Origin of the sequence: Azohydromonas australica DSM 1124 (assembly GCF_000430725.1) — a bacterium.
GTDB lineage: Bacteria > Pseudomonadota > Gammaproteobacteria > Burkholderiales > Burkholderiaceae_C > Azohydromonas > Azohydromonas australica.
This window is the reverse complement of record NZ_KE387204.1, coordinates 458,307-468,906: the sequence shown is the minus strand read 5'-3', so window position 1 is coordinate 468,906 and position 10,600 is coordinate 458,307. Positions and strand designations below refer to the sequence as shown.

General features: G+C 64.7%; 10 protein-coding genes and 2 pseudogenes. 9 read left to right on the top strand and 3 right to left on the bottom strand.

The features are described 5' to 3' along the window. A pseudogene (locus tag H537_RS0124055) lies at nucleotides 1–318 on the bottom strand (transposase); the annotation flags it as partial. Nucleotides 319–413: 95 nt separating this feature from the next. Between H537_RS0124055 and H537_RS45215 the strand changes: the two are divergent. Beyond that, a complete protein-coding gene (locus H537_RS45215) occupies nucleotides 414–1,514 on the top strand; it encodes a recombinase family protein (protein ID WP_084150913.1) in 1,101 nt (366 codons plus the stop codon). A 62-nt stretch (nucleotides 1,515–1,576) separates the two neighbouring features. Here the strand turns inward: H537_RS45215 and H537_RS0124045 are convergent, their stop codons facing one another. Next, on the bottom strand, nucleotides 1,577–3,241 hold the full coding sequence (locus H537_RS0124045) for an IS1182 family transposase (protein WP_028999880.1): 1,665 nt from the start codon (nucleotides 3,239–3,241) through the stop codon (nucleotides 1,577–1,579). Between H537_RS0124045 and tnpA the strand changes: the two genes are divergently transcribed. The 5 genes from tnpA to H537_RS53335 all read left to right on the top strand — a co-directional run bounded on the left by tnpA (nucleotide 3,234) and on the right by H537_RS53335 (nucleotide 6,883). Continuing rightward, nucleotides 3,234–3,743, top strand: coding sequence for an IS66-like element accessory protein TnpA (tnpA, locus tag H537_RS0124040; RefSeq protein WP_238446775.1), 510 nt, complete (start codon nucleotides 3,234–3,236; stop codon nucleotides 3,741–3,743). The genes H537_RS0124045 and tnpA overlap by 8 nt on opposite strands. Continuing rightward, nucleotides 3,719–4,072, top strand: coding sequence for an IS66 family insertion sequence element accessory protein TnpB (tnpB, locus tag H537_RS0124035; RefSeq protein ID WP_084150909.1), 354 nt, complete (start codon nucleotides 3,719–3,721; stop codon nucleotides 4,070–4,072). The genes tnpA and tnpB overlap by 25 nt, the downstream gene beginning before the upstream one ends. A 116-nt stretch (nucleotides 4,073–4,188) precedes the next feature. Further along, nucleotides 4,189–5,706 carry an IS66 family transposase gene (tnpC, locus tag H537_RS0124030; protein WP_051243191.1) on the top strand — a complete coding sequence of 506 codons (1,518 nt, stop codon included), beginning with the start codon at nucleotides 4,189–4,191 and terminating at the stop codon, nucleotides 5,704–5,706. 118 nt (nucleotides 5,707–5,824) lie between these two features. After that, on the top strand, nucleotides 5,825–6,277 hold the full coding sequence (locus H537_RS56330) for a DUF6283 family protein (RefSeq protein ID WP_259375242.1): 453 nt from the start codon (nucleotides 5,825–5,827) through the stop codon (nucleotides 6,275–6,277). A gap of 174 nt (nucleotides 6,278–6,451) precedes the next feature. Continuing rightward, on the top strand, nucleotides 6,452–6,883 hold the full coding sequence (locus H537_RS53335) for a helix-turn-helix domain-containing protein (protein ID WP_156901903.1): 432 nt from the start codon (nucleotides 6,452–6,454) through the stop codon (nucleotides 6,881–6,883). Nucleotides 6,884–6,895: 12 nt separating this feature from the next. Here the strand turns inward: H537_RS53335 and H537_RS51470 are convergent. Then, a pseudogene (locus H537_RS51470) lies at nucleotides 6,896–7,944 on the bottom strand (IS3 family transposase); the annotation flags it as partial. Between the two features lie 216 nt (nucleotides 7,945–8,160). Between H537_RS51470 and H537_RS45205 the strand changes: the two are divergent. The 3 genes from H537_RS45205 to H537_RS45195 all read left to right on the top strand — a co-directional run bounded on the left by H537_RS45205 (nucleotide 8,161) and on the right by H537_RS45195 (nucleotide 10,589). Further along, the gene (locus H537_RS45205; RefSeq protein WP_051243179.1) at nucleotides 8,161–9,129 is read left to right on the top strand and encodes a LysR family transcriptional regulator; all 969 of its coding nucleotides are present in this window, start codon (nucleotides 8,161–8,163) and stop codon (nucleotides 9,127–9,129) included. A gap of 87 nt (nucleotides 9,130–9,216) precedes the next feature. Further along, on the top strand, nucleotides 9,217–9,786 hold the full coding sequence (locus H537_RS45200; protein WP_043459717.1) for a carboxymuconolactone decarboxylase family protein: 570 nt from the start codon (nucleotides 9,217–9,219) through the stop codon (nucleotides 9,784–9,786). Next, nucleotides 9,783–10,589 carry an amidohydrolase family protein gene (locus H537_RS45195; protein ID WP_051243178.1) on the top strand — a complete coding sequence of 269 codons (807 nt, stop codon included), beginning with the start codon at nucleotides 9,783–9,785 and terminating at the stop codon, nucleotides 10,587–10,589. The genes H537_RS45200 and H537_RS45195 overlap by 4 nt, the downstream gene beginning before the upstream one ends. Nucleotides 10,590–10,600 lie beyond the last annotated feature (11 nt).

Below are 10,600 nucleotides of genomic sequence, written 5' to 3'. Positions count from 1 at the left end.
AACGCTCGATCCAGGCGTACTTCACCCCCGCGCTTTCGCGAAGTACGCCGTCGCTTTTTCCAGGACGTCGCGCTCCATCTTCACGCGCGCGAGCTCAGCGCGAAGCCGTGCGATTTCCATCTGCTCGGGCGTCACAACCTTGTCGCCAGCGCCTTGCAGCGTTCCCTTGGCCGCCTCGCGCACCCAGTTGCTCAGCGTCGCCTTGGGTACGCCCAGGACCTTCGCCGTCACGCCTACCGACTGCCCGTCATTGACCAGCCTGACCGCCTCCAGCTTGAACTCCAGCGTGTACCTGGCGCGGGTCTGCTTCTCTTTCATGCAATAGCTCCTACTCTGATTTGACCATCAGGCAAGAACTACGTTTTTCGGGGGCAAGGTCAATCATCAACAAGGCACAGCGCGGCGAGTTGGAGATGGCGTTACCCATAGGACTGGTGTACGACGGTGCTGGCCGGGTGGTGCTCGACCCGGATCGCCAGATCCAGGACACGATACGGCTGGTGTTCGATACCTTCCGAGAGACTGGATCAGCATGCGCCGTGGTGCGGCGCATGCGAGGCGAGAAGTTGTTGTTCCCGCAACGCTTGCGCCGCGGCATTGGCAAGGGCGACCTGCTGTGGGGAATGATCAATCACTCGCGCGTTCTGCAGCTCCTGCACAACCCGCGCTACGCAGGAGCCTTCGCCTATGGCAGGACCCGCACCAGGTACAACGCCCAGTTCAAGCCGAGGCAATCGGGCGTGCCACAGTCAGAGTGGCAGGTACTGATCCAGGAAGCGCATCCTGGCTACATCTCCTGGGAGGAGTTCGAGCGCAACCAGGCCACCCTGCGGAACAACCGGTGCTCCTACTCCACCGGCCTGCGCGGACGGCTGCCACGCCAGGGGAGCGGCTTGTTGCAAGGCCGGGTCGTGTGCGGGCGCTGCGGTGCACGCATGGCCGTCCATTACGAGCCTCTGCAAGGAGCAATGCGTCCGTATTACGTGTGCAGCGAGGGGGTGGTACGCCATGCCGAGAGCAGGCCCTGCCAGTGGATCCGGGGCATTGACGTTGACCAGGCCATCAGCGTACTGCTGCTTCAGACAGTGACGCCGACGGCCATCGAGGTCGCGCTGGCGGTGCAGCAGGAGATCGTGCAGCGTGTGGAGGAAGCCGCTGCGCTGCGCCAGGCGCAACTGCAGCGCGCCCGCTACGAAGCCGAGCTCGCACGCCGCCGCTACCTCAAGGTCGATCCAGACAACCGTCTGGTGGCTGATGCACTGGAAGCCGACTGGAACACGCGGCTGCGGCAGCTTGACACGTTGCAGCAGGAGCATGACCGCCAGCAGGTGGCCGATCAGTCTCTACTGCAGGGGTCTTCGCGTCAGCGCATTGTCGATCTGGCACGGGACTTCCCCCGCATCTGGAAGGACTCTCGCACGACCGCCGTGGAGCGCAAGCGGATGTTGGGGCTGCTCATCGAGGACGTCACCCTGACGTATGCGCGCGGCCATACCCACCTTGAACCTTCGTAGCCAAGCCTGAACGATGGTGTCCACCTAACTTGATCCTGGTGGCGAATTCCTCCGATTCGGCATCAGGCAAAGGCAATGAACAGGCGTTGGAACGAGGTCGGGAGAACGCTGGCTTTGGGCTCACCTGCAACCCAGCGCAACAGGCGGCCGATGTTGATCGCCGCAGCTGTCATGAGATGGGCCAGATGTGTTTTGGCTTGGCCGATGTAGCGGGTGCGACGGACTGAATGGCCGCGCACTGCCTCCGAGATCGTGCCTTCGATTCCGGCGCGCCACGCATACTCGCTGGCATAGGAAGCGAGTTGTTCCTGCTCGCGTCGCTCATGTAGAAGTTCACGCTGGCCTTGAGGCCGTATCGTGACTTGTCGTTGCGGTGGCACCGAATGGGTACAGCGCTCATGCATAGCACACTGGCCGCAATCATGACGCGACCAGCGAAGCTTGATGATGGGCTTGCCGAAGGAGTTGGCTGTTGGCTTCCAGTAGATGCTTTGCTTGCCGGCTGGGCAAACGGCACGGTGATTGTCGTAGTCGATCTGGAAGTCGCTGACTGCGAACCCATCTCGTTCCTTGGCCTGCCGCTCGTTACCGCTGCGGGTCGGTCCAATGAGCTCAACTTTGTAGTGCTCTCGGGACTGCTGGAACAACGCCGAATTCACGTACGCCGCATCGGCAACGTGGACGCTCGGCAATACACCGCGCCTGCGCAAGGCTGCATGGATGGCAGGGGTCACATTGGCGTCGTACACGGTGGCAGCAGTGGTCTCGACGTTCGTGATCAGGTTCGGAGCGGCGCTGTCACAGGTCTCGGTTAGGTGGACCTTGTAGCCGGTCCACACGGTCTTGCCCTTGCTGCAGCGGCGCGCCTGCGTATCGTGAGGCGAGCATATGAAGACGCCGGCCCGAGGAATGTTGTCTCTGGAGCGCCAGGCAACGCGCTCTCCTTCTGCCGTGCGCACGACCATGAAGTTCTGCACCCATACTTGGCGCAGAGCCTCCAAGGCCGGTAGATGCCGCAAGTCAGCAGGGGCCTGCGGAGAATTCAAGGCGATGAGCACGGCCATGCCGTCTTCGCCAATCTGAGCGGCCCATGCGAGGCGCTTGGCCTCGCTCTTGGGCACCCGCAGCTCGCCGGTGGGCAGCGCATAGCGGTCCACCCATGCCGGCGTGATGTGCTGGCATAGCCAGTCTGGAGCAGTCCGGGCAAGGACGTCTAGCGCATGCCGCACCGTCTCGATCACGAGATCGAATCGCGTCAGGGTCTGCACGTTGGCCAGCACGTGGGTCGAGTCGCTGCGCTGTCGCCCGCCGCCATGCAACAGCCCGCGATCCCGTGCCATTGCCAGCACCGCCTCAAACACCCGATGCTCCGCGTCGTGGGCAAGCAGCCGTGCACGGAATTCGCTGAGCACGGTGTGGTCGAACCCTGGGTCCGTCAACTCCAGGCACAGCAGGTACTTCCAGTCAATGCGGGTGCGGACTGCGTCTGCCGCTTGGCGGTCAGTAAGCCCCTCCATGAACTGCAGCAGTGTCACAAGGGCGAGGCGCGCAGGCGACTCCGCTGGCTGACCGCGGATAGGGAACAGATCCGCGAAGTCTTCGTCAGCCATGGCCAGCTGCAGCACGTCAAGCATGTGCATGACCGCGTTGCCTTCGGGGTAGATCGACCGCGCCACTCGGGCCGTCTCCTTGGGAACGGCGCTTCTGCGCCGGGCAAGCATGGACATCACCTGCCTCCTGGAGCTTGCCGCGCACCTGGGCGCCACCATCACCGCCGCGCCGCGCGGACAAAGTACGAACTGTGCGCCTGCCGCCCCGAATTCGCCACCAAGATCAACTTTGGTGGACACCATGGAAGAGACGAAACCTATCTTGCGACGCCGGCACGGCTCGGCCTTGAAGGCTCAGGTGCTGGCCGAATGCGACCAGCCCGATGCATCAGTGGCAGGCGTGGCCTTGAAGTACGGTCTCAACGCCAACCTCGTGCATCGGTGGCGCCGCCTGGCACAGGGAGCAGGCGATGAGGCCCAGGCCCCTGCGCGCGCAGAGCCGCCGGCGTTCATGCCGCTGCAGTTGCCGCCGCCGCTGCCGGTGACGGTCGATGCCCCAGCGCAGCCGACGCCGGACATCTGCATCGAACTGCACCGCGGCACGACCGCGGTAAAGGTGACGTGGCCGATGGCCGCCGCTGCTGATTGCGCCACATGGCTGCGCGAGCTGCTGCGGTGATCCGCGTGGACGCGGTGTGGCTGGCCGTGCAGCCTCTGGACATGCGCATGGGCGCCGAGGCAGCGTTGGCGCGCGTGGTCAACGTCTTCGGCGCGGCCCGGCCGCACCACGCCTACATGTTCGCGAACAAACGCGCCGACAGGCTGAAGGTTCTGGTACACGACGGCATCGGCGTGTGGCTGGCGGCGCGGCGGCTCAACGCTGGCAAGTTCGTCTGGCCCAGGGATGGCAGCGCGTCCCTGGCGCTGAGCCAGCCGCAGTTCGATGCGCTGGTGCTGGGGCTGCCGTGGCAGCGCATTGGCGAGGCCGGTGTCATCACGGTGCTGTAGCGCGGCTCAATTGCTGGATGTGCTGATGCGCGGACGGCCCGGAAGCTGGCACGATCACACCCGTGATCGCCGACGACCGCCTCGACACGCTGGACCCTGAGCAACTGCGCCAGGCCATGCGTGCGCTCATGGCTGAGATAGCGCACAAGGAGGAGCTCATCGAGCAGCACCGTCGGGAGGCGGTGCTCAAGCAAGCCACCATCGAAAAGCTTACGCATGAGATGGCCGTGCTCAAGCGGCTGAAGTTCGCTGCCCAGTCGGAGGCCTTCAACGCCGAGCAGAGAAGCCTCATCGAGGAGACCATCGACACCGACGTGGCCGCGGTGGCCAAGGAGATCGAGAACGTCGACCTCGGCGCCAAGGAGCCGGCGCAGGACAAGAAAAAGCCCAAGCGTCAGCCGCTGCCGCCGCACCTGCCGCGGCGTGAGATCCACCACGAACCCGAAAGCACTACCTGCCGCTGCGGCTGCGCGATGAAGCGCATCGGCCAGGACGTGGCCGAGAAGCTGGACTACCAGCCCGGCGTCTTCAGCGTGGAGCGCCACATCCGCGGCAAGTGGGTGTGCTCGCGTTGCGAGACGCTGGTGCAGGTGCCGGTGGCGCCGCACATCATCGACAAGGGCATCCCTACCACCAGCTTGCTTGCCCAGGTGCTGGTGGCCAAGTTCCTCGACCATCTTCCGCTGTACCGCCAGGAGTACATCTTCCAGCGCGCAGGCATGGCCATCTCGCGCTCGACGCTGGCGACGTGGGTTGGCGAGTGCGGCGTGCAGCTGCAGCCGCTGGTGGACGCGCTGGCGGCGGAGCTGCTCAAGCACGACGTGCTGCATGCCGACGAGACGCCGGTGGCGATGCTCAAGCCCGGGCTCAAGAAAACGCACCGGGCATACATCTGGAGCTACGCCACCACGAGCTTCAACCCCGTCAAGGCCGTCGTCTACGACTTCGCCGAGAGCCGTGGCGGCAAGCACGCGCGACGCTTCCTGGGGCTGGATGACGAAGGCAACGGATGGAAGGGCCGCCTGGTCACCGACGGCTTCAACGGCTACGGTGCTTGCCACAAGCTTGGCGTCACCGAAGTCGCCTGCAACGCCCACTCAAGGCGTCGCTACCACCAGCTGTGGATCCATCACAAGAGCGCCGTGGGCGAGCAGGCCCTGAAGTTCTACAAGGAGCTCTACGACGTCGAGCGCAGGATCCAGGACCTCAAGCCCCACGAGCGCCAGGCCGTGCGGCAGAAGTCCTCACGGCCGGTGGCCGACGCTATGCACCAGTGGCTGACGCAACAACGGCAAGTGGTGACCGACGGATCGGCAACCGCCAAGGCCATCAATTACACGCTCAAGCGCTGGACGGCCCTGACCAAGTACATCGACGACGGCGACCTGCCCATAGACTCGAACTGGGTCGAAAACCAGATTCGTCCGATAGCGCTTGGGAGGGCGAATTGGTTGTTCGCCGGTAGCCTGCGTGCGGGCCAGCGCGCCGCGGCCATCATGACCCTGGTGCACTCGGCACGCATCAACGGGCACGACCCCTACGCGTACATCAAGGACGTGCTGGACCGCCTGCCCACGCAGCCTGCCAGCCGCGTTGCGGAACTGCTTCCCCATCGGTGGCAGCCGCGAAGCTGACTTGATCTGTTCGGTCTTGAGAGCGGCACCGGCCGCGTGACAATGGCATCTTCGCCGATGCGCTGGTAGCTGCTTGGGCAGCACCAGGTACCGGGCTAGCCTCAAAGTACTCACGGCCGTGAAAGCTCTCTCCTCTCCCTGTCCATCGTGCCCGTGGCGCAAAGGCTCCAGCGCCGATGAGATCCCCAACTTCAGCATGCCGTTGGCGGAGAAGCTGCGGGCGACTTGCCCCAACGAAAGAGGCATGGGGCCTGGCATGGATGCAACCTGGTTCGCATGCCACCAGTCCAAGGACGGTGCAGAGATTCCTTGCGCCGGCTGGTTGGCGAAGGTTGGCAATGCGCACCCCAGAGTGCGATTAGCGGTGATGGAGGGGCGGTTGGATCCAGAGGTGTTGACTCCAGGACAGGACTGGCCGGCGCTGTACGACACCTACCCGCAAGTAATGGAGCAGCTCTACGCCACCTGCAGCGGCGACATGAACGCCGTCGGCGCGTCATGCCCACACGAGCAGCAACGCGACCTGGACGACGCTCAAGACGCGGGTTCGTCGCAGGACGAAGCGAGATAGTGGCTACGCGTCCACCAAGAAAATAGGTGGACACGGAAGTCATGCACTCCATGCTGGCTGCCAGCCGGGGGATGGCCGCGCGCATACACCCTGACCGCCGATGAGCAGGTTGCAGTGAATATCCGATGGCGCGGTGGCCGGACACAGAGCTTGCATGTGCGCAGGGCGCTGCCCATGGCCGAGGTACGCAAGACTGGCCCACAGGTTGTCGAGCTCATCGACGAGTTGCTCGATGCCTTCACCGAACGCGAGGTGGCTGGCAAGCTCAATGAGCTCGGACACCGCAACTGGCGTGGAGACCTCTTCACGGCGATGAAGGTCACTGCGCTACGACGAGCCTATGGCTTGAGGTCACACCGCGAACGGCTGAGCAACCGCGGCTTGCTTACTGGCGAGGAAGTCGCACGCCAGCTGGGCGTGTCTGTTACCACGGTCCATGACCTTGGGCGCAAGGGGCTGCTCAAGCGTCACATGTACGGTACCAACCGCCGTTGCCTGTACGAGCCGCCGGGAGCCGTCAAACTTGTAGCCGGTGTCGGCGGTCGATACGGCAGCCGCCCCGCCTACCTCATCCCCGCTCAAGACGATGAACAAGGTGCATCATGAAGCCTACGCCTTGCTTTGGGGACTGCACACCGGCGTACGGATCGGCGTCAGGCCCAGCGCGCGGGCGATCTGCCGCGTGTCGTGCGCGATGTAGGCCCCGCCGTTGTCCGACAGGAACTCCAGCGCGTGCTGCGCCGGGATGGCATCCACGGTGCCGAAGCGCTTCTCCACGGCCTCGATGAGCATGTCGCGCACCGGCTCGCCAGGCAGCCCTTTGCCCACCCATGCGCGCCAAGCCATGACTTCGCGGTCGCAGCAGTCCTTTGCGAACGTCGCCGTGACGACCTGGCCAGAGTCGCAGCGGATCTCGAAGCCGTCTGAGCACCAGCGCATGTCGCTGGCCTCCACACCCACCTGGCCGCTGTGCGGCCGGCTGGAGTGCCGCCGACGCGGCGCACGCGGCAACAGCAGCTTGTGGGCGGCCATGACCCGGTACACGCGCTTGGCGTTGACGCGGGCTCGGCCCGTGGCCACGCGCTGGCGGTTCACCAGCGCGCACGCGCGCCGGTAGCCGTAGCTGGGCAGCTCGACCAGCTGCTGGCGGACCTCAGCCACCAGCTCGCTGTCGTCCAGCACGCGGGCCTTGCGGCCATCGCTCCAGGATGCCGGTCGGTGCTTCAGGTTATGGATGTGCGAGCGCGCCAGCCCCAGCGCCTCACAGACGGCCTTCACTGGTCGTCCTTGGGCGATAGAGGCGAGCGCGCAATCCACTTTTTTGCCGTGGCGAACTCCACAGCCTCCTTCAGGATCTCGTTCTCCAGCGTCTTCTTGCCCAGCACGCGTTGCAGCTTGGCAATCTCAGCGCGCGCCGCAGCGAGCTCCGATGCCGGCACCACTTCCTCGCCCGACGACACCGCGGTCAGCGCGCCTTGGCGCTCCAGCCGGCGCCAGTTGAACAGCAGCCCGGCCGAGATGCCTTCCTGGCGCGCCACCAGCGACACCGACATCCCAGGCTCGTAGGTGCGCCGCACCAGTGCCGCCTTCTCCGTCGCGCTCCACCGCCGACGGCGCTGAACCGAAGTGACCACCTCAACGGTGTCCGTATGCCTATGCGTACTCACAGTCTTTCTCCCGTCTCAAAGATAAGGGATAGACCGTGTCCGGTGATTCAGGGGGCCGGCTCACCCGCTGCAACACTTCACTACCGCTGGATGTTCAAGGCATGGCCCAGTCTCCGTGATGGCAAACCCGGCCATTCATTCACCAACGAAGACACATTGGAATCAAGCGCAAAATACAAATAAGTCATTGTTGCGTCGCTGTACGCCTGTCCTCCCATGCAAACGCCAAAAGCCACCGACTTCAAGTTGGACATCACCGCCGACCTGAACAAGTGGCGCGCATTTGTCGCCATCGGCGAGCTTGGCAGCCTGACGCGCGCAGCGCTGTTCCTGGACAGCAATCAGTCGCTGCTGAGCCGGCAGCTCAACGCGCTCGAACGGGAGTGTGGTTCGCGGCTGTTCAACCGGACCGGCCGCGGAGTTGAGCTGTCCGAGATCGGTGAGCGGCTGTTTCCACAGGTCAAGGCTCTGCTCGAAGGCGCCGAGCAACTCGAAACTGAGATCCGAGGCGAGGTGCGCGAGCCGACTGGCCGCGTCACCGTCGGCTCGCTGCCCTCGATTGCCCATCCTTTGGTCGGGAGGCTGTTCAGCGACCTGCGCGAGCGCCACCCGGCAGTCAAGCTCAAGATCCTCGAGGGATCGAGTGGCCAGGTGGAGGAATGGCTGTCCGATGCCCGCGTCGACATCGCCATTCTGTACCGCTACAGCAGCACCTTGTCGGAGCATGAGCAGGCGCTGGCCACGGTTGACAGCTTCCTGATCGGGACCAAAGGCGATCGGCTGACCCTGCGGCCGGAACTGTCCTTCAGCGAACTCGATGGCTTGCCGTTCGTGCTGCCCAGCGCACCCAACGGGTTGCGCACGGCGTTGGATGCCTTCGCCCGCCAGGAGCGCATCAGCCTGACCCCGGTCATCGAGGCCGACTCGCTGCCGCTGCAAAAGTTGCTGGTTGCGCAGGAGCGGCTGTACACGGTGTTGCCGTTGCACGCGGTGTGGACCGAAATGGCAGAAGGACGCCTGCAGGCGTCGAAGATCACCAGCCCGCCGATGCAGCGCATCGTCGCCATGGCCACGGCCAAGTCCAAAGGCCCACCGCGCGCCGTCTCGGCCGTGGCCTCGCGCATCATCGACATCGTCGCCGACATGGCGCAAAAGGGAATGTGGCATTCCGGTCCTGCGTTGTGATGCCGCGTACATAGCTGCAATGCGCCGGGTGATCTGGCTGCGTGCGGTGGCGCCCGCTAACCTGCTGCGCAAACTCAGGAGCAACCCATGCCACGCATCACGTTCCCCACACCCGACACCATGGACGCCGAGCAGCGCCGCGTCTACGACAAGGTCGTCTCCGGCCGGCGCGGCAAGATCGTGGGGCCGCTGCGCGCGGCGCTGTACAGCCCGGAGCTGGCCGATCGATGGCAGGCCCTGGGCGAATTCCTGCGTTACAATACTTCACTGCCACCGCGCCTGTCGGAACTGGCCATTCTCGTGACAGGGCGCGCCTGCCAGTCACCCTTCGAGTGGTACGCACACCGCGCCGAGGCACTCAAGGTCGGTATCGAACCGACCATCATCGACGAACTGCTGGCGCAGCGCATCCCGCAGCGCCTGAGTGAATCGGAAAGCCTGGTGGTGCGGTATGCGCGCGAGCTGAACCAGTTCAACTCGGTGTCCGATACCACCTATGCCGCCACGCTGCAGCACTTCGGCGAACGCACCGTCGTCGAGCTTACGGCACTGGTGGGCTACTACACGATGGTGGCCATGACACTCAACGCACACGAGATCCCTCTGCCCGAAGGCGAAGCCGCGGCTTTCGACCTGCCGCAAAAGGACATGGCATGAGCGGCGGATGGGACTGCCACGCGCACCTGTTCGGCCCCTACGATCAGTTTCCGCTCGCCGCGGACAGGAGCTACACGCCGCCGCCTGCTCTTGCTTCGCAGTATCTGGCGCTGCTGTCACGACTGGGCCTGTCGAACGGCGTCCTGGTGCATCCCAGCGCCTATGGCGAAGATCACTCGTTGCTGTTCGACGCGCTGGCGGCGCATCGGCAGTTGCGGGGCGTCATCGTGGCGCGAGCGTCTACCTTTCCTGCGCTGCACGGTTTGCGCGACAGGGGCATCCGGGCCGCGCGATTCAGCCATCGCAGCGGCGCGGGCGCCAACTTCGCCGGCAGTGCCGGCTTTACGGACCTGCTGGAGCTTGCCCCCAGACTGGCCGACGCAGGCCTCCACGCCGAGCTCTGGACCGACACGCAGGCCCTGCCGGAAATCGCCGAGAGCTTGCGCCGGCTGCCGGTGAAAGTGGTGATCGACCACATGGGCGGCTTCGACGTCGATGCAGGCATCGACGCCCCGGGATTCCGCTGCCTGCTGTCGTTGGTGGAAGACGGCGTCACGTTCGTGAAACTCTGCGCGTACCGCAACCTGCTCAAGGCGCGAGACTTCGACCAAGGCTTGCCTTTCCATCGCGCGCTGCTCGGTGCCAATCCGCATGCGCTACTGTGGGGCAGCGACTGGCCTCACTTGCGCGTGGAGCCCACACCCGATGCCGCCCAGCTGCTGGCGGAATTCAGGCGCTGGACCGACAGCCCGACCCTCGAGTCCCTGATTCTCGATGCCAACCCGGTCAAACTGTACGGTTGAGAGCTGCGACA